This is a genomic window from gamma proteobacterium symbiont of Axiagastus rosmarus (assembly GCF_059730925.1).
The window spans coordinates 103,577-122,495 of record NZ_AP035926.1 but is presented as its reverse complement, the minus strand read 5'-3'; the positions used below and the strand labels follow the sequence as shown (position 1 = coordinate 122,495).

The window sequence follows — 18,919 nt, the reverse complement described above, 5'->3', positions numbered from 1 at the left end:
TCCGCGTCGTCGCGCGGAGGGGCTTTCTCCCACTGACAAACTCCCCCGGCGCGCTGGCGCGAGCGACATTGCCTCAACGAGCGTCAGCAAAACTGCTATTCTGTGAACCATACTAATGGTAATCAGCAACGAAAGCGTTTCACCTCCGCATGCCCGCCGCTCCCTAAAGGAATCTTATGCACCCTCAGCAACAGACACGCGGTAAATGGGCCATCTTTGGCCTGATGTTTATTCCTGGCTTTACCTGGGCTTCCTGGGTTAGCCGCACCCCCTTTATGCGCGATGTGCTGCACGCCTCGACGGAAATGATGGGCCTGATTCTGTTTAGCTTCTCCTGTGGCTCCATGCTGGGCGTGCTGCTTGCCGGTAAGCTGGTCGCGCACTTTGGCACCAGCCGGGTGATGCGCACGGGTTACCTGATCCTGCTCGGTGGCCTGGTGCTGATGACCGTTGCGTTAACGCTCGCCAGTAGCGGGCTGGTGTTTACCAGTCTGGTGTTGCTGGGCGGCGGAACCGCGCTGATGGATGTGGTGGTTAATGTCGAAGGGGCAGCGTTTGAGCGGCGCATCGGCAAGTCAATCATGACGATCATTCACGGCTTCTTCAGTTTCGGCACGCTGATCGGCGCACTGGCGGGGCTGGCCATGACCGCAGCCGATATCAGCACCCACTGGCACTTTAGCGTGGTGCTGCTGGTAAACCTGCTGATTGCCGCCCTGGCGCTGCGCCATCTGCCCGCCACCAGCGACAGCGAACGCAGTGAACAGCCGCATCACGGCGGCTTTCTGGCCCAGGTAGGACGTGAACTGCGTGACCGCCAGCTGCTGGTGCTCGGCGTGGTGATTCTGGCGATGGCGCTGGCGGAAGGCTCGGCTAACGACTGGCTGCCGTTACTGATGATCGACGGCCATAACCTCAATCATACCCTAAGCACGCTGGTCTACGCGGGCTTCACCGCTGGCATGACGCTGGGGCGCTTTCTCGGTGGGCTGGTGGTTGATCGTCTGGGCCGCGTCTGGGTACTGCGCGCCAGCGCTTTCTCCGCCGCGCTGGGGCTGACGCTGGTGATTTTCTCCGATAACCCATGGCTGGCGGCGGCGGCCGTGCTGTTCTGGGGCGTCGGCGCGTCGCTCGGCTTCCCACTAACGGTCTCGGCGGCGGGCGATGACCATAACAGCGCGGTGCGCGTCACGATTGCCGCCACGCTGGGTTATCTGGCATTTCTGGTCGGCCCGCCCGGACTGGGCTTTATCGGTGAACATGCCGGATTGCGCATGGCGATGCTGCCGGTACTGATCATGGTGCTACTTGCGCTGGTGTGCGCCGGTGCGGCTGGCCGCCCGCGTCAGGCAAAAACACCGGCGGAACAATAAATCTCAGGGCACGCGCCAGCTGCCCTGCCAGCCAGCCGCAGTGGCCTCGAATCGCGCGCGCTGATGGGGCTCGCGGCTGACATCCAGCCACTCCACGCTATGCAAGGTGATCTGCACCAGCGCGAAGTGCTCGTCGGGCCCGGTGCCCGCCTTTTGCGCGCTGGCAGGCAGTGCGTCATCAGGATGAGCAATCACGCTGCCCGGCCTGACCGGTGACTGAAACAACGCGTGCGAATGCGGGCGCAATGCATGCCAGGCTGCGGCACGCTGTTGTGCATCGTCAACGCGCTGAGCCGTGCCTGCCAGCCTGAGCTGAACGCGCCTGGCGGCATCATAAGCCAGTAACGCCACCTGCGGCTGGGCTGCAATATCCTGCATTTTGGCGCTGCGCCGATCGGCGGTAAAACGCAGGGCCGGCAGCGTGGGCAAAAACTGCCGTATCACCACGGTGCGCAGGCTGGGCTGACCGTCGGCACTCACCGTTGCCAGCTGCATCAGGGTGAAAGCTGAACGCGATGTGGTGGCAGTGCTAAGCAACTGCCAGATAACTTGCAGGCGGTCGTCGAGCGAGATCATGATTCCCTTCCTTAGCGGGCGTGAAGCGGGTTGCTGCCAGCACGTTTCAGCGCCGACAGCGCCAGCGCGCTGAGCAGTAACCCAATGACGATCAGCAGCGCGTAGCTTAGCCACTGCAGCAGCAGAATGCCCAGCACCCCGCCAGCGAGAAATGCCAGCACGGTGTAGCAATGCAGTTTTAGCCGCTCAATGTACAGCGGCGCGTCTTTCGGTGACTCTTTGCGACGCAGCACGTCGAACAGCATCGCCAGCTCAATGCCGATATCGGTTGACGTGCCAGAGACATGCGTCGTGCGCACCCGGGCATTGGAGATGCGCGTTACTACCGCATTTTGCAGCCCCATCAGAAAGCTCAGGCTGAGAATCAGTAACACACCGCCCTCGCTGAAATGAAAGCCGCTTTCGACAATCCCCAGCACCAGCAACGCGATGCCCTCCAGCAGAATATTGATGGCGTAGATGCCGCGTATCTGCCGCCTGCGGCCGGAATTGATGATCAGCGTCGAGACAGACGAACCGGCGATGAATAACAGCACAATCAGCAGGAAGAACAGCCCGATATGCAGATTGGCTTTCGCCAGATGATCGGACAGGGATGAGACGTTACCGGTCATGTTGGCGGAGAAGAAACCAACCGTTTCGAACGCTGCAGTGTTCAGTGCGCCCGCCACGGCGGCCAGCGTCGCCGCCAGGCGGATGTCGGTGTTGAAAGTGCGCGTATCCTCAGTGGAGATCAGCATGAAAAGGTCCCGGCCCGGCAAAAGGTTTATCATCCTCCGGCGGTCAAAAATTCTCAACTAGCAGGGCTGACATTAACGCGGCTCGCTGTCGATCAGCGTACGCCGGGCCAGGCGTTTGGGCAGGATTTGACCCTGTCACCGATAAGCCGGATAATTTGGAAACGATTCATTCTAAATAGCCCGCATTATGACCAGTAAACCCAATCCGGCGCCGGCTGCCAGAGAGCGCGGCAGACCGCGCAATTTTGATATCGACGAAGCGCTCGACAGCGCCATGATCGTGTTCCGCCAGAAGGGTTTTCATGCGGCCTCGATTGCCGATTTAGGTGAAGCGATGAACCTGACGGCGGGCAGTATCTATAAAGCGTTTCAGGATAAACGTTCCCTGTTTCTGCGGGTGTTTGAGCGCTACATCCTGCTGCGCAACGTGGACCTGCGCGCCCGTTTGCAACAGTACCCGACCGGCCGGGCGCGCATTGCTGAGCTGTTGCAGTTTTATCTCGACTCAGCCAGCGAGATCGAGGGCAGACGCGGCTGCCTGGTGGTTGGCAGTACCGTGGAACTGCAAACGCTGGACGAAGAGTTATCCCAGCTGGTGCGTGAAGCGGTATTACGCAACCGCAACTTCCTGACTTCGCTGGTTGAACAGGGACAAGAGGACGGATCGATTTCGCCACGACTGGATGCCGACACCGCCGCCGGACTGCTGCTTTGCGTGGCATTTGGTATGCGCGTGGTAGGCAAAATTCAGGATGTGACTAATGGCAAAGAAACCATTAATATGGTGCTCGGCATTCTGGACTGATTCGTCTGGCCTATTAGGAAATAGGCGTTTCCTAATTAATATTCGCCGCGATAATTTTTTAAACCCTGGAATCGCGCGCTTAATAATATTTATCAGTCAGTAACATATTACTTAGATTTATGTTTATTTGTTCCGGGGGTTGAGTGAAGCACGATGAATTAGAAGATGCCGATGAGATCTATCTTTTATTGGGCAAAGTCGTCACACAGATTGTACAACCGGGTGAAACCTTATCTGTTCAGCAAATAATTGGCGCGCTGTATCGCACGGGCTTGCGCTCGGAGAATCCGGCCATCCAGCAGGCCTGCGATAATGCGATCATGCTGCTGGCCAAAAAGCTGAATTAACGCACTGCTATCAGGGTAATGATGATGCGATACGATCCTTTTCATAATAATTCTGAAGATGCATTACCATGGACTGGTGGATCGCTGCAGGCAAAGCAGCATGAGTTACTTGGCACGCTGGTGCAGGAAATTGTGTGTAGCGGCAAGTTGCTGAACCGAAAAACCCTGTTTGTCGCGCTAATAGCACGTCTCGACCAGTGCGACGATGTAATATTGAAAACGCATTACGAGGCTATTTTTTCTCTGCTGCTTGGTCGCCTGGCCGCTGAGTAATATCGCAACGCTATCCTGCCTTCCCAATATACGCGGCGAAACACATTAGCCGCGCCTGGTAATTTCCTCCTCATCAATTGCACGCTAAACCGCATTAATTGTGCAAAGAAAGCGAGTCAGGTCAGACCAGAATCCGGATTTTGTTCTACGCTTATAGCTGGACTTCAGACCAATCAGGGAAATTACTATGAAGAAACTGACTGTAGCGGCTGTGTTATTGACATCGATTTTTGCCATCGCCGGCTGTTCATCGAATCAGGCGATTAAAACCACCGACGGACGCACTATCGTCACCGATGGTAAGCCACAGGTGGATAGTGATACTGGCCTGGTCTCTTATAAAGATGCGCAAACCGGTAAAACAGAACAGATTAACCGTGATCAGATCACCAATATGAGTGAACTGAACAACTGATCTACTCGATAGGGAGAGCGACATGAAAAAAGTGATTTTGTTACCACTGGCAGCCATTGTGGCACTGAGCGCCCTGACCGGCTGTACCCGTACCAGCTACGCCATTCATACCAATGATGGCCGTACCATTGTCAGCGATGGTAAACCGCAGGAAGCGGAAAGCGGACTGCTGGGCTACGTTGATGCCAATGGTGTCAAACAGCAGATCAACAAAGCGGATGTCAAAGAGGTCTCTGAGATTCCGCATTAATCGGTTCTTATCAAGCCCGCGCAGCGGGCTTTTTTGTGCCAGAACTTTGTGATTGAACCCATACGCAGGGCCGTCGCAAGAGAGCCATCCGGTCCATCGCGGCGCCTTTGGTCAGGGACGCACGACGGTGAGTTTAAACGGCCCGCTGTTTTTCGCAGCATGCGCGATTGAATCATTCACTCTCTCAAGCGGAAACTCGGTTACGTCATAGTGGCTCAGATCAAGCAGTCCCGCGCGTATAAGGCCGCAGAGCGTAGGGACTGCCGAAGGGTCATACATCCACTGCCCTTTTACGGTAATGAGGTTGCGCATTATCCAGGGATAAGGTAGCGAAAGATCGTCCCCTCCCAGCATGCCAACACCGCCCATAAGGACTGCACGACCATAAGGTCTGACTGACATAATCGCATTCCGGGCGACAGAGGCCTGCGCAGACGGCGGAAGGAAATCAAGGACCGCATCAATAGGTCCCCCGGCCATGTGTTTCATGGCAGAAATATCGATCTCTGCTGTACCTGTGAGCTTTACTGTTTCCACACGCGATCCAAAACGTTTTTTCAAATCGTTCAGTACCCGTTCACTACGGCCCGGTGCGATGACTTTATGGGCTCCCATGGCCAGGGCAGCAAGCACAGCGGAGCTGCCGAAATTACCGGTTGCACCACTGACCAGCAGGCGCTCTCCCGCTTTCAAATCCATAGATAACAATCCGCCATAGGCTATAAGCAGCGTATTGATGGCACACCACCGCCCCGCTTCTGCAGGCGATATGTCGCCAATCGGCACTGCGTTTTCAGTCGGAATGCGTATTTGTTCAGCAAGACTGCCATTCAGGTGATATTGCTGGATTTTTTGTCCTCCTTCACCACGGGCACTCCAGCCCTGAAGGACAATTTCTGGCGACAGCGCGTTGTCACGGGAACGCACCGTCGGATCGCAAAATACCCAGTCTCCTGGTTTCAGCCAGGCTGAGTCAGGGCCGGTCTGGCGAACCTTTCCGATGGCACCACAGCCCGGGATGACCGGCACAGGTAAAAGATATTTTCTTTCCCCACTCAGTACTTCATTCGTGTAGGAAAGAACGGGCGCCGCAACCACATCGACAATGACTTCCCCGGTTCCCATCACCGGTGCAGGCACATTCTTAACGTCTAGCGGACGGCCAAAGGCAGTAAGCACAGCAGCTTTCATGGTCATATTCTCCTGAGGGCATAGAACAATATGAAACCATCATAGGGCGACCAAAAACGGCGTAAAATACACTATTTTTATACAGGTATAATTTACTACCAGGTTAAAAAAATGGTTAAGAATACTGAGCTCAGTCAGTTTTTACGTTCACGACGTGCAAGGGTTAAGCCTGAGCGTCCCCCCTCTGCCGGGCCAGAAAGACGGCGAACGCCCGGGCTAAGGCGTGAGGAAGTTGCGGCGATGCTGGGAATAAGTACGGAATGGTATACCAAAATCGAACAGGGACGGGTCAGCACGCTTTCCGCACGGATAGTTAACGCCCTGGCTAAAGCTCTGCAGCTGAGCAAGGCAGAATTTCTGCACCTGAAAACACTGACAGGCCGGAAAAAAAGTGCAGATATCGAACATGAAGTCCCGGCTAGCTTATCGCATCTGGTCAGGGCGCTGAGTGAGCCTGCCTACGTCACCAATGACAGATGGGATGTATTGGTGTGGAATTCTGCAGCAGAACAGTTCATCACGGATTTCAGCCTGTTGGCTGCAGATGAGCGAAATATCATGGTTTTCATGTTCACTACAGAGCAGGCCAGATACCTTTTTGGCGACACCTGGCCTGCAGAGGCACAGAGAATGCTTGGCCTGTTTCATTCCAGTTATTCACGAAATGCAGACGATGAGACCTTCACTGCGCTGGTAGAACGCTTAAGCCGTGAATGCCCGGAGTTTGATACATGGTGGAGCGAGCATGTGATAACGGCGCCGGTTTCCGGAGAGAAAAAACTCACAGGGAAGGACGGGATAACGCGGACATACTGCTATTCAACGTTTACGTCAAATGACTCCCCTGCACTCAAACTGGCAATTTATGTCCCGCTGGTATCTGCTGACGTCCGCATGTCAGCAGAGCAATCGATATAATCTCAGGCCGCTCTGCGCTGTGAGTTCAACGGTTCGATGCAACGCTATCTTAATCAGGGGGCGTTGCCATGAAACGAAAAATACGCATTAACTTCACGCCAGGCGTTCACGGATGTAATTACACATTTCTTCAGGCTGCTGCCGCTCCATTTCACCTGGAATCTGGTGTTAGACCCGGTCTATTGGGGGCTAAGGTCCGGAGTGATGAGATAAGGCGCCATTCATTAACGCCCGCGGTGAAACCGCTGCGTCAGGGCGCATTTTAAGCCGCTGTGGGACCACGAAAGCGCCCTGACGGGAAGTTTTCCTGCGATATGTGCGGGCTTGAATGGAAGCCTGAGCAGGATAAACGTGACAGAGATAAACAATGAAACCCCGTTTTTGCGGGGTTTTTTAATGGACCGAAATCTGGAAGTTAATCATGGCTAAGCTGCTCACCCTGACCGAGTGGGCGAGCGAAACCTATTCTCAGCCGCCTTCCCTGTCCGCTATGCGCCGCTGGGCACGCGAAGGGCGAATCTACCCATGCCCGGAGCTACACGGCAAAGAGTGCCGGCTTCATCCGGAAGCGATTTATCTCAATTCCCATAAACACGCCAGGAATCCAAACGTTCATTCGCATAGTGTTGTCGGGGGTAATTTGCTGATGGAAAAAGTAAAATATGATCAAAAGGCCTGAAACTTATGATGCTAACCTCCACCGTAACCAGACCTGCCGCCGCGCCCGGAAAATCTGACGCAGGCGCGAACCCGCTGCGGTCTGGATGAGGCGGACAACCCGCCAGCTTTCCATGAGATCCGCAGTTTATCGGGAAGGTTATTTGAAGCGCATTATGGTGAGGTGTTTACACAGCGGTTGCTGGGTCATAAGAATCTCTCGATGACGCAGAAGTATCCCGACTTCCGTGGCGATGAGTACGTACTGGTATGAGGCATATGTAATTACGGACAAATTTCGGACATTTTCGTACAGGCGAAAATCTGAACTTGCAAATCATGCATTTCTGAATATGCGGTATATGTATCATATTTGTTAAAAACCGCCCGCTTAATCCAGAAAATTCAACGATATATGGGCACGATGCCTGCATATAAATGGTAGTAATACTTACTAATTCATAACTTTATAATCAGACAGTTAGATTTTTCTTTGGCCTTTTTCGGACGGATTTCGGCCCGCCCTTACCAGCCAGAATAAAGTTTACCTGGACTGAGAAGAAAAAGCATGGCGCGACTGGCAGTGGTAAACATCAGGTTATGGTGAAGCGTTCTGGATACCATGCAAGCGGGCCTCAGTGTCCGACAAATTGCCGGTTTTGTAATGCAGCGATAGCGTTTATTTAGGGTAAAATCTTAAGAAAAATGTCTGAGTGAGGTAACTGACAGGAATAAGTTTTATGCGAAAGGCACTTATGATAGGGGCTGTCACTACAGATTCGCAGATAATGCTTTTTACGACCGTCTCACCCCCAGCCGTAGAAACCGTGTCCCTTCCTTCGGCACGGTGAGCATCAGTGCGCTGCAATATCACTTAACTCCAATTCACACCCATGCGTTGCAACTCGATCGGCACGGTAATAGCGCACCACATCGCCCACAATCAGTAACGACGGCGACACCGGTTTTTGCTGTTCAACAGTTTCAGGCAACCCGGCCAGCGTGGTGATCAGCACCCGCTGGTTCTGACGCGTACCGTTTTCAATGATCGCCACCGGCGTTGCCTCACTGCGGCCATATTCCCGTAACCGGGCGCTAATCACGCTGCTCCAGCTTAACCCCATGTAAAACACCAGCGTCTGATTGGTCGCGGTCAGCGCCGCCGCATCCAGCTGCGGCTCGCCGCTGCGCCCGTGTCCGGTGATAAAGCGCAATGACTGGGCACAGTCACGGTGCGTCAGTGGAATGCCGCTGGCAGCCGCACAGCCCACGGCGGCGGTAATGCCGGGCACCACTTCGCAGACAATATTCGCCTGTTGCAGGCTGACCATCTCTTCACCGCCACGGCCAAAGATAAAGGGATCGCCGCCTTTTAAACGTACGACATTGCGCCCGCTGGCAGCCAGGTCCACCAGCAGTTGATTAATTTGTGCCTGCTTCAGGCCGTGATGACCCGGCTGTTTACCTACGTCGATACAGAGTGCGCTGCTGGCGACTTCCGCCATCACCGCTTCGCTGACCAGGCGATCATAGACCACGACATCCGCACGTTGCAGCAGGCGCAGCGCCTTGACTGTCAGTAGATCCACATCCCCCGGTCCGGCCCCTACCAGCCAGACTTTGCCAGGGCTGGACGCGTTGTCCGGCGCCAGCAGTTTATCTAAAGGGTTGATCGCAATCATCATTCTTCCTCCGGTACAGCAACGGAAAGCAAAAGGTGTTTTAGCTCCGGCAGGCAGGAGCCGCAGTTGGTACCACAGTTGAGTGCGTTACCCAGTGCCTGAGTGCTGTGACAGCCCTGTTTAATCGCCTGTAAGATGGTGTTTTCCCCAACGCCAAAGCAGCTACAGATCGTCCGGCCAGCCACGGCACGTTGTGCCGATTGTCCCGCCAGCAGAGCATGCCGGTCCGCCGCATTCACAGGTGCCTGGCGAAAAGCCTGAGCAACCCAGTCATGGTTGATCTCGGGTAAAGACGCGCCTGCATAAAAGACCAGGTGCAGCTCACCGTTACGCCAGGCCAGCAGGCGGTAATGCGGTTCCGCCGCATGAGCGGTTTGCAGTTGCAGCCCGGCCAGCGGGATCGTTGCCATGAGCCACTGTTCTGGCGAACCGTCTCCAGCCACGCTAAAGCGTTGCACGCCCTCATAGGGTGTTCGCGCCCAGTAGCGCAGCGCATCAGGCGGGCTTGCGTCGCGCTGCCAGAGCCAGCCCTGCCAGCTGACGTTGAGCGGGTGGATACGCACAGCGGTTTGTTTAAATGCAGGCTGTGCCGAGACTGGACAGCGGGTTGAAGCCACCAGTCCGCCAACCGTGCCCTGCAGGCTGAACTGTCGGTTCCAGTGCATAGGGACAAAGATCTCACCGCGCCGCAGACCTCTGTCCAGCGTCACACGCACCGTCACCCAGCCCGCGTCGGACTGCACCCGTGCCAGTGCGCCCGCGCACAGGCCATAGCGTTGTGCGTCCTGCGGATGCAGGGCTGCAAATGGCTCATCACAATGCTGCATGAGCCGGGGAACCAGGCCGGTACGCGTCATGGTGTGCCACTGATCGCGGATCCGTCCGCTGTTCATTAATAACGGGTAAGCCGTTTCGCACACCACTGACTGCGGCGTGGCCGGTGGCAACAGGCGGGCTTTACCATCAGGATGGTAAAAGTGCCGGTCGCTAAACAGCCGGGCGCAGCCCTCGGGATAACGAGCGTTGATTGGCCACTGTACCGGCTTCATCGCATCCCACTGTGCGTCGCTCATACCGGCCAGACCGCTGATATCAAAGGCGCGCTGGCCGTTGTTCTCAAACCCCGACAACGCCGCATGTTCGCGGAAGATGGCTGCCGGATGCGTCCAGGTAAAGCCTTCATGAAAGCCCAGACGCTGGGCGACCTGCGCGAGTAACCACCAGTCCGGTTTAGCTTCTCCGGCCGGAGGCATAAACGCGCGCTGACGGGAAATCCGGCGTTCAGAATTGGTCACGGTGCCGTTCTTTTCCCCCCAGCCCTGCGCGGGTAGCAAAATATGCGCAAAGGCGGTGGTATCCGTTTGCGCCAGCACGTCTGACACAATTACCAGCGGACAGGCAGCCAGCGCCCGGGCAATGCGATTGCCTTCTGGCATCGAAACCGCCGGATTGGTGCCCATAATCCACACAGCTTTGATTGCTCCACGGTCAATGGCGTCAAACAGATCAACCGCCGTCAGGCCGGGCTCACGCGCCATACGCGGACTGCGCCAGAAACGCTGTAAACGGTCGCAATCTTCTGCGGTGAAACTCATATGCGCCGCCAGTTGGTTGGCCAGCCCCCCTACTTCCCGCCCGCCCATCGCATTCGGCTGTCCGGTCAGCGAAAACGGGCCGCAGCCGGGTCGGCCAATCTTGCCGCTCAGCAGGTGCGCATTGAGAATAGCATTGTTGTTGTCACTGCCGCTTTGTGACTGATTAATGCCCATGCACCATAAGGTCAGTACGCGCTCATGCCGGGCGAACAACTGGTAGAACGCAGCGATCACTTCCTGGCTGATATCACAATGGGCTGCCACCGCCGCACCATCCCACTGCCACGCGGCCCGTAAGGTTGTGTCTATACCGTCCAGATGCGGCAGCATCGTGACGTCAATGCCGTCATGCTGTTCCAGCCAGTGCAGCAGGCCCGAGAACAGGGCCGGATCGCTGCCCGGCCGGAGCGGTAAATGCAGATCGGCGAATTCACAACTGGCCGTGCGGCGCGGATCGATAACCACAACCTGCATCTCAGGGCGCTGCGCTTTTGCCTGTTTCAGGCGCTGAAACAGCACCGGATGGGCCCAGGCGGCGTTCGAGCCGACAAGAATGACTACCTCGGCCTCATCCAGATCCTCGTAACAGCACGGTACGGCATCCGCCCCAAATGCCCGCTTATAGCCTGTCACCGCGGAGGCCATACACAGGCGTGAATTGGTATCGATGTTGGCGACGCCGAGAAAGCCTTTCATCAGCTTGTTAGCCACATAGTAATCTTCCGTGAGCAACTGGCCGGAACCGTAGAAAGCCACTGCCTCCGGGCCATGCGCATCGATAATCCTGCGCAAACCATCAGCCGCGGCATCCAGTGCCGTCTCCATGCTGACCCGCTGGTGATGAAGCTGAGGATGCAGCAACCGTCCGGCCTGTGTCAGGGTTTCGCCCAGTGCCGCGCCCTTTACGCATAGCCGCCCGGCATTCGCCGGATGACGGGTATCGCCACTGACCTGAGGCGACGCGCTCTGCGGCTGCGTGACCTCGACGCCGCAGCCCACCCCGCAATAAGCGCAGGTAGTTTTCATGATGCCTGCGCCATCAGGTTAAGCGGACGGTTTGCGACCCAGACCTGGCCGTCCTCCAGTTTAACCGGCCAGCAACGCAGCTGATGCTGGGGATTATCAAGGCTCTGTCCGTCACGCAGGCGTACACGCTGTTTGTAAAGCGGCGAGATCACCACCGGCTCCCCCGCAACATCACCAAGGATACCGCGTGACAGTACGCTGGCTTCGCTGCCCGGCTCACGATCCTCCAGCGCATAACAGTCATCACCCATGCGGAATAAGGCAATACGGACGCTGCCAAGACGGGCTCCGATGCCGGCCTCTGGCGGAATGGCCTCCAGTGGGCAGATTTCGCTCCAGGGTTCGGCGGGCAGATGCATCAGGGGAATACCACTGGCCTTGTGTGGCTGGCGCTGTCCGCGCACGCGTGCATAGTGCAGCGTTTCATCCGGCTGATCGCTGTTCACTGTGGCGGTAAACAGCGCACGTCGCGAGGGATCGGCCAGCGTGGTCTGCCATTCGCATTGCCAGGTGTCCACCACCTGTTGCATTTCCTGTTCCAGCGTGGCGGCGATCCCCAGGCTGTCATGAATCACCACCTCACGCAGGTAGTCCAGCCCGCCCTCCATGTTATCCATCCAGACGCTGGTACGCTGCAGGCGATCCGCCGTGCGCACGTAGAACATCAGAATCCGGTCGACGTACTGGATTAGCGTGTCATCGTCCAGATCGCTGGCAAACAGTTCCGCATGGCGCGGCTTCATGCCGCCATTGCCGCAGACGTACAGGTTCCAGCCGTTTTCCGTGGCGATGACCCCGATATCTTTACTTTGTGCTTCCGCACATTCGCGGGTGCAGCCGGACACCGCCATCTTGATCTTATGCGGTGCGCGCAGGCCCTTATACCGGTTCTCCAGCGCGATGGCGAAGGCGGTAGAATCCTGCACGCCATAACGGCACCAGGTCGAGCCGACGCAGGATTTCACCGTACGCAGGGATTTTCCGTAGGCATGACCGGTTTCAAAACCGGCTTCCAGCAGGGTTTCCCAGATAGCAGGCAGCTGGTCCAGCCGCGCACCAAACAGATCGATACGCTGGCCGCCGGTAATTTTGGTATAGAGATCGTAACGCACGGCCACTTCGCCGATGGCAATCAGGCCCTGTGGCGTGATCTCGCCCCCCGGCACGCGCGGTACGACCGAATAGGTGCCATCTTTCTGGATATTGGCAAAGTAACGGTCATTCGTGTCCTGTAACGGTAAATGTGCCGGTTTCAGCAGGTAATCGTTCCAGCACGAGGCCAGTAGCGACCCCACCAGCGGTTTGCATACCTCGCAACCACAACCCCGTCCGTGGCTGGCCAGCAGATCGTCAAAGGTTTTGATGCCATTAATACGGATCAGGTGATACAGCTCCTGACGGGAATAGGCGAAGTGCTCACAGATGTCTTTTTTAACAGCGACGCCCAGGTTTTCCAGCTGAAGCTCCATCACCTGTTTTACCAGCGCGGCGCAGCCGCCACAGCCTGTTGCGGCTTTAGTGCAGCTTTTTATACTGGCCATATCGCCACAGCCACTCTGCACCGCATGGCAGATATCGCCTTTACTGACGTTATGGCAGGAACACACCTGGGCACTGTCCGGCAGCGCAGCGACGCCCAACCCTTTGGCCGGCGCGCCATTCAACGCAGGCAAAATCAGCGCTTCCGCTGCCGTCGGCAGCGGCATGGCGTTTAACATCATTTGCAGGAGCGTGGCATAGTCGCTGCTGTCTCCCACCAGCACGCCGCCCAGCAGTCGTGCATTGTCGACGCTAACCACGATCTTCTTGTAAATGCCTTTTGGCCCGTTGGCCCAGTGGTAGCTCAGGCTGCCCGGCGTTTTGCCGTGCGCATCGCCAAAGGAGGCGACTTCTACGCCCAGCAGCTTCAGTTTAGTGCTCATGTCGGCACCGGTGAACTGCGCCGGTTCGGCCGCCAGATGCCCGGCCAGCACACGCGCCATCTGGTAGCCAGGCGCTACCAGGCCAAAAATCTGCCCGTTCCACAACGCGCATTCGCCGATAGCATAAATGTCGCTGTCACTCGTCTGGCATTGATCATTGATGGTAATGCCGCCGCGCGGCCCCACGCTGATGTCGGCGCTCCGGGCCAGCTCATCACGCGGGCGGATACCGGCAGAGAACAGCACCAGATCGGTGGTCAGCTCGCCGCCATCGGCAAAGTGCAGCACCAGACTGCCGTCAGGCTGGGTGGCAATCTGTTCGGTCTGCTTCGAGGTATGCACCGTCACGCCCAGCGAGTCGATCTTTTGCCGCAGCATCAGCGCCCCGCCGTCATCCAGTTGCACGGCCATCAGGCGCGGCGCAAACTCAACCACGTGCGTCTCCAGCCCCAGCTGCTTCAGCGCATTGGCGGCTTCCAGCCCCAGCAGCCCGCCGCCGATCACCACGCCGCGCTGACTCTGGCGGGCACAAGCTGCGATGGCATCCAGATCGTCCAGCGTGCGGTAGACAAAGCAGCGCCCGGCGTCATGGCCGGGTACCGGTGGTACAAAGGCGCGGGAGCCGGTGGCCAACACCAGCTTATCCCAGGCCAGCTCACGTCCCGCGCTGTCACGCAGGCTGCGCTGCTGGCGATCGATCGCCTCTACCCGGCAACCGCTGCGCAGTTCAATTGCGTTCCGGGCAAAAAAATCCTCGCTCACCAGCGACAACTCTGTTGCCGTTTTACCGATGAAATACTCAGAAAGGTGAACCCGATCGTAAGCCTGATAGCGCTCTTCGCCGTAGACCACAATGTGATAATGCTGATGCAGGTTACGGGCGACCAGCTGCTCCAGAAAATGGTGGCTGACCATGCCGTGACCCACCACGGCTAATACAGGTTTCGTTTGGCTCATCACAGGGTTTCCTGCAGCCAGCGGCTGCGTTTCAGGTTCATCAAGGCCGAACAGCGTATTCACAGAAACCGGTCCGGCATTATGGAGTTGGTTCAGCAGCGCGCCACTTTGCTGGCAGTCGCCATACAGCAGCACGCCGTTCAGTCGGCCGTCTTTGAGGAACAGGCGGCGATAGTGCCCGGCGATCGGGTCAAAACTGGTGACAGACGGGGCTTCGCGAACGTCACCAGCGCTAAACAGGGAAATGCCGCTGACTTTGAGACGGGTGCCCGTGGCCGCACTGTAGAAATCTCCCTGAGGCCGATCGGCCAGTTGCGCCGCCAGAATCTTTGCCTGGGCCAGACAGGGCGCGACCAGACCGAAGGTCTCGCCGCTGATTTCACAACATTCGCCTACGGCATAAATTCCGGCGTGCGCAGTGCGCAACTGGCGATCCACCAGAATGCCGCGCTGACAGGGAATACCGGCGGCCTGCGCCAGGGCGATCGCCGGCTGGACACCAATGGCCATCACCACCTGCTGCGCCGCCAGCACACGGCCATCGTGGAGGATCACGCTATCCGTGCGGATCGCCGCAAGGCTGGCATTCAGTTCACAGCGAATGCCGCGCGCCCGGAGCTGAGCCAGCAGTAATTCCCCTGCCCTGATATCCAGCTGTCTGTCCAGCAAACGTGACTGACGATGAATCAGCGTGACCTGACGTCCCTGCGCCTGAAGTCCGGCGGCGGCTTCAATACCCAGATAGCCCCCACCGACCACCACTACCGGACCGTGCCCGGCCAGCAAAGTGTTCACATCCTGCAGCGTGCGAAACGTGCTGACATGCGGCAGGTCGCTGCCTGGAACAGACGGCCTGCAGGGCTGCGATCCGGTCGCCAGTACCAGGCGGTCCCAGTGCAGCAGGCGCTGGTCGGTGCGTAAGGTCCGCTCAGCAATATTCACCTGTTCCACCGTCTCTCCCACCCGCAATGTTATGCCGTGACGGTGATACCAGTCAGGGTCGTGGATCAGCGTTTGCTCAACGGTGGTTTCTCCGGCCAGCAGCGGCGACAACAGCACACGGTTATAGTTGCCGTGCGGCTCACGGCCAATCACAGTGATGTCGTAACGCATCGGCGCCAGCTGCAACAGAGTTTCTACCATGTGCATGCCCGCCATCCCGTTACCCGCAACCAGCAGCCGTTGTCTCATGGTGTCGTCCTTATGCCGCCGAAGTCTGTTTTTCGTAGAGAAAATGCAGCACTTTCTGGCGCAGCTGGTGATAACGCACGTCATCCGCCAGCGCCACGCGTGAACGCGGCCGGACCAGGTCGATCGTCAGGATATCGCCCACCTGCGCCGCCGGACCGTTGGTCATCATCAGTACCCGATCGGACAGCAACACGGCTTCATCCACATCATGGGTAATCAGGACGATGGTGGTGTTCAGCGCCTGCTGGATGCGCATGACGCTGTCCTGCAGATGCGCGCGCGTTAAGGCATCCAGCGCACCGAAGGGTTCGTCGAGCAGCAGCACGCGAGGTTTCATTGCCAGCGCGCGGGCGATACCGACACGCTGCTTCATGCCGCCGGAGATCTCGCCGGGGCGTTTATGCATGGCATGACTCATTTGCACCTGGTTCAGGTTGTGCTCGATCCAGTCACGCATTTCCGCCTTGTTCATCTTGCCTTTAAACACCTGCTCTACCGCCAGCTCAACGTTCTGATACGCCGTCAGCCAGGGCAACAGCGAGTGGTTTTGAAACACAACGGCGCGCTCAGGGCCGGGGCCGGTGACTTCGCGGTTATCGCATAACAGGACGCCGCTGGTAGGTCGGGTTAAACCGGCGATCAGGTTGAGCAGCGTGGATTTACCACAGCCGGAGTGGCCGATCAGGCTCAGGGTTTCCCCCTGATGAATATCAAAGCTGACATTATCGAGCGCCAGAAAATCGCCGCCGGAAGTGGTAAAACGCTGGCTGACCTGCTGTACACGAATGATAGGTTGCATAGTGTTCCCCTTATTTATCCCAGCTAAAGCGACGCGCCAGCAGCATCAGTCCCTGCTCCAGTAGCAGGCCGACGACGCCAATCAGCAAAATGGCAATCAGGATGTTTTCAACATTGAGGTTGTTCCACTCGTTCCAGATCCAGAAGCCGATCCCCAGGCCTCCCGTCAGCATTTCGGCAGCCACGATCACCAGCCAGGCGATACCAATCGACAGGCGGACCCCGGTCAGCACCGCAGGCAGAACGGCGGGAAACAGGATGCGGCGCAGGATGGTCCATTCCGACAGTTGCAGCACGCGCGCCACATTGAGGTAATCCTGTGGAATGCGCTGTACACCTTCGGCGGTATTAATAATCATCGGCCAGATAGAACAGATAAAAATGGTCCAGCTGGAGGCCGGTTCGGCGCGCTGGAACAGCAGCAGGCCGATAGGCAGCCAGGCCAGCGGGCTGACCGGACGCAGTAGCGCGATAACCGGATTGAACATGCGTGCCACAAAGGCAAAACGCCCCAGCAGAAAGCCTGTGGGAATCCCCACCAGCGCGGCCAGGCCAAAGCCGATAGCGACGCGCTGCAGCGAGGCCAGCACATTCCAGCCGATGCCCTGATCGTTAGGGCCGTTGTTATAGAACGGATCGGCGAACAGGATTTTCGCCGCTTCCCAGGTGGCGTACGGGCCGGGAAAGCCTTTGCTGGAAAGGGCCGCGATCTGCCAGATCAGAAGCAGAAGCATCACACCGCACAGCGCGGGAATGGCACGCTGCAAAAACGGACGCAGGCGCGCAGGCGAGCGCATCTTTTTTGGCGTGACCTGAAGGGGCACCACCGTGGCCCGGGTGGGCAGCGTCTCAGGCTGCGTCAGGGAGCGAGTCTGGCTTTTCATCACGACCTCTCTTTGTGGTTAATGGCAAAGCTGGCGGCGTAAACGGCAGGATTCGTGCCATCCCACACCTTGCCGTCGATCAGGGTGCTGCTGCGCATCTCACTGCCGGGCAACGTGATGTTGCCGACGGCGCTCGCTGCCTGTTTGTAGATATCAATTCGGTTGATCTGCTTTGCGACGTCCAGATAGTCCGGATCCTCGGTCAGCATTCCCCAGCGCTTAAGCTGGGTGAGGAACCACATGCCATCGGACAGATACGGGAAACTGACGCTGCCGTCATGGAAGAAGCGCATCGCATGCGGGTCCTGCCATTTCTGTCCCAGCCCGTTTTCGTACTGGCCGAGCATGCGACCCTGCAGAATCTCAGGTTTGGTGTTGATCCAGGCGCGTCCGGCCAGCACCTGCGCCGTTTCGCGGCGGTTATCATCGGAGGCATCGATCCAGCGTGCCGCCTCCAGGACAGCCGCCGTCAGCGCGCGCGCCGTATTGGGGTTCTCTTTCACCCACGCGGCGCGGGTGCCAAGAATTTTTTCGGGGTGATCGGGCCAAATCTGCTGACTGGTAGCGACGGTAAAACCAATATCATCACTGATAGCGCGCTGATTCCACGGCTCGCCCACACAGAAGCCGCTCATATTGCCAATCTTCATATTCATCACCATCTGCGGCGGCGGCACGACGACAGTGCGCACGTCATCAAATGGATTGATACCGGCATTCGCCAGCCAGTAGTAGAGCCACATCGCGTGGGTACTGGTCGGAAAGGTATGCGCAAAGGTGAGACTGCCTTTGGCCTTGCTGTCGATGGTCTTTTTCAGGCTGGCGGCATCGGTGACCTTTTGCGCTTTAAGCTGGTTCGACAGGGAGATTGCCTGGCCATTGTTATTGAGCGTCATCAGGTTCGCCATCGCATGCTGAGGGCCGGCAACGCCCAGTTGCAGGCCATAGATCATGCTGTACAGGACGTGTGCCGCATCGAGCTCACCAGAGATCAGTTTGTCGCGGACGGCTGCCCAACTGGCTTCTTTACTGGGCTGTAGCGTCAGACCATATTTTTTGTCGAAGCCTTTCACCGAGGCCATGACGACCGGCGCACAGTCGGTCAGTGGAATAAATCCCACCCGCACGGTGGCTTTTTCTGGCGCATCGGAACCCGCCGCCCATACGGCGTTGCGCAATCCCGGCAACAGCCACAGCCCGCCAGCGGCGGCGCTGGATAACAGCAGTTGACGTCGAGACAGTGAAACTGGCGATTTGCTCATTTTTTGCCACCCTCAGGAAATAAAAAAAGGCGTCCTCTCCACTGCTTTCACAGGGAG

The 18,919-nt window shown here is 57.4% G+C and carries 18 protein-coding genes; 9 read left to right on the top strand and 9 right to left on the bottom strand.

Annotated elements, in window-relative coordinates:
* The first annotated feature begins 176 nt into the window (after positions 1 to 176).
* The gene (locus tag AC6I8F_RS20020; protein ID WP_498028953.1) at positions 177 to 1,373 is read left to right on the top strand and encodes an MFS transporter; all 1,197 of its coding nucleotides are present in this window, start codon (positions 177 to 179) and stop codon (positions 1,371 to 1,373) included.
* 3 nt (positions 1,374 to 1,376) lie between these two features.
* Here AC6I8F_RS20020 and AC6I8F_RS20015 read toward each other — a convergent pair whose 3' ends face one another.
* Positions 1,377 to 1,949 carry a pyridoxamine 5'-phosphate oxidase family protein gene (locus tag AC6I8F_RS20015; RefSeq protein WP_166710704.1) on the bottom strand — a complete coding sequence of 191 codons (573 nt, stop codon included), beginning with the start codon at positions 1,947 to 1,949 and terminating at the stop codon, positions 1,377 to 1,379.
* Positions 1,950 to 1,960: 11 nt separating this feature from the next.
* Positions 1,961 to 2,689, bottom strand: a complete 729-nt coding sequence (locus AC6I8F_RS20010) for a YoaK family protein (RefSeq protein WP_010615793.1) — start codon at positions 2,687 to 2,689, stop codon at positions 1,961 to 1,963.
* Positions 2,690 to 2,876: 187 nt separating this feature from the next.
* On the opposite strand from AC6I8F_RS20010, the gene AC6I8F_RS20005 reads away from it, so the two are divergent.
* From AC6I8F_RS20005 to AC6I8F_RS19985, 5 genes are all read left to right on the top strand, one after another.
* On the top strand, positions 2,877 to 3,494 hold the full coding sequence (locus AC6I8F_RS20005) for a TetR/AcrR family transcriptional regulator (protein ID WP_166710702.1): 618 nt from the start codon (positions 2,877 to 2,879) through the stop codon (positions 3,492 to 3,494).
* A gap of 143 nt (positions 3,495 to 3,637) precedes the next feature.
* Positions 3,638 to 3,841 (top strand): hypothetical protein, encoded by a 204-nt coding sequence (locus AC6I8F_RS20000; protein ID WP_498028952.1) that lies wholly within the window; start codon positions 3,638 to 3,640, stop codon positions 3,839 to 3,841.
* An 18-nt stretch (positions 3,842 to 3,859) separates the two neighbouring features.
* Positions 3,860 to 4,114 carry a biofilm development regulator YmgB/AriR family protein gene (locus AC6I8F_RS19995; RefSeq protein WP_498028951.1) on the top strand — a complete coding sequence of 85 codons (255 nt, stop codon included), beginning with the start codon at positions 3,860 to 3,862 and terminating at the stop codon, positions 4,112 to 4,114.
* 187 nt (positions 4,115 to 4,301) lie between these two features.
* The gene (locus tag AC6I8F_RS19990; protein ID WP_021508703.1) at positions 4,302 to 4,529 is read left to right on the top strand and encodes a YgdI/YgdR family lipoprotein; all 228 of its coding nucleotides are present in this window, start codon (positions 4,302 to 4,304) and stop codon (positions 4,527 to 4,529) included.
* A 22-nt stretch (positions 4,530 to 4,551) separates the two neighbouring features.
* Entirely contained in the window at positions 4,552 to 4,779 is a 228-nt protein-coding gene (locus AC6I8F_RS19985) for a YgdI/YgdR family lipoprotein (protein ID WP_021508704.1), read from the top strand.
* Between the two features lie 111 nt (positions 4,780 to 4,890).
* Here AC6I8F_RS19985 and AC6I8F_RS19980 read toward each other — a convergent pair whose 3' ends face one another.
* Positions 4,891 to 5,970 (bottom strand): zinc-binding dehydrogenase, encoded by a 1,080-nt coding sequence (locus AC6I8F_RS19980; protein ID WP_211725359.1) that lies wholly within the window; start codon positions 5,968 to 5,970, stop codon positions 4,891 to 4,893.
* Between the two features lie 111 nt (positions 5,971 to 6,081).
* Between AC6I8F_RS19980 and AC6I8F_RS19975 the strand changes: the two genes are divergently transcribed.
* From AC6I8F_RS19975 to AC6I8F_RS19965, 3 genes are all read left to right on the top strand, one after another.
* A complete protein-coding gene (locus AC6I8F_RS19975; protein WP_498028950.1) occupies positions 6,082 to 6,888 on the top strand; it encodes a helix-turn-helix transcriptional regulator in 807 nt (268 codons plus the stop codon).
* 421 nt (positions 6,889 to 7,309) lie between these two features.
* The gene (locus AC6I8F_RS19970) at positions 7,310 to 7,567 is read left to right on the top strand and encodes an excisionase (RefSeq protein ID WP_058785627.1); all 258 of its coding nucleotides are present in this window, start codon (positions 7,310 to 7,312) and stop codon (positions 7,565 to 7,567) included.
* Positions 7,568 to 7,600: 33 nt separating this feature from the next.
* Positions 7,601 to 7,819 carry a tyrosine-type recombinase/integrase gene (locus AC6I8F_RS19965; protein ID WP_082678709.1) on the top strand — a complete coding sequence of 73 codons (219 nt, stop codon included), beginning with the start codon at positions 7,601 to 7,603 and terminating at the stop codon, positions 7,817 to 7,819.
* Positions 7,820 to 8,399: 580 nt separating this feature from the next.
* On the opposite strand, the gene cobA is transcribed toward AC6I8F_RS19965, so the two are convergent.
* Genes cobA through AC6I8F_RS19935 form a run of 6 tightly spaced genes read right to left on the bottom strand, consistent with a single transcriptional unit; the run spans position 8,400 to position 18,862 of the window.
* Positions 8,400 to 9,230 carry a uroporphyrinogen-III C-methyltransferase gene (cobA, locus tag AC6I8F_RS19960; protein ID WP_104093534.1) on the bottom strand — a complete coding sequence of 277 codons (831 nt, stop codon included), beginning with the start codon at positions 9,228 to 9,230 and terminating at the stop codon, positions 8,400 to 8,402.
* Positions 9,227 to 11,848, bottom strand: a complete 2,622-nt coding sequence (locus tag AC6I8F_RS19955; RefSeq protein ID WP_498028949.1) for a nitrate reductase — start codon at positions 11,846 to 11,848, stop codon at positions 9,227 to 9,229. The genes cobA and AC6I8F_RS19955 overlap by 4 nt, the downstream gene beginning before the upstream one ends.
* A complete protein-coding gene (nirB, locus tag AC6I8F_RS19950) occupies positions 11,845 to 15,918 on the bottom strand; it encodes a nitrite reductase large subunit NirB (protein WP_498028948.1) in 4,074 nt (1,357 codons plus the stop codon). Before nirB ends, AC6I8F_RS19955 begins: the two co-directional genes overlap by 4 nt.
* 10 nt (positions 15,919 to 15,928) lie before the next feature.
* Positions 15,929 to 16,717, bottom strand: coding sequence for an ABC transporter ATP-binding protein (locus AC6I8F_RS19945; RefSeq protein ID WP_021508711.1), 789 nt, complete (start codon positions 16,715 to 16,717; stop codon positions 15,929 to 15,931).
* A gap of 10 nt (positions 16,718 to 16,727) precedes the next feature.
* On the bottom strand, positions 16,728 to 17,600 hold the full coding sequence (ntrB, locus tag AC6I8F_RS19940; protein ID WP_058758656.1) for a nitrate ABC transporter permease: 873 nt from the start codon (positions 17,598 to 17,600) through the stop codon (positions 16,728 to 16,730).
* Positions 17,600 to 18,862 (bottom strand): CmpA/NrtA family ABC transporter substrate-binding protein, encoded by a 1,263-nt coding sequence (locus AC6I8F_RS19935; protein ID WP_058770491.1) that lies wholly within the window; start codon positions 18,860 to 18,862, stop codon positions 17,600 to 17,602. Before AC6I8F_RS19935 ends, ntrB begins: the two co-directional genes overlap by 1 nt.
* Positions 18,863 to 18,919 lie beyond the last annotated feature (57 nt).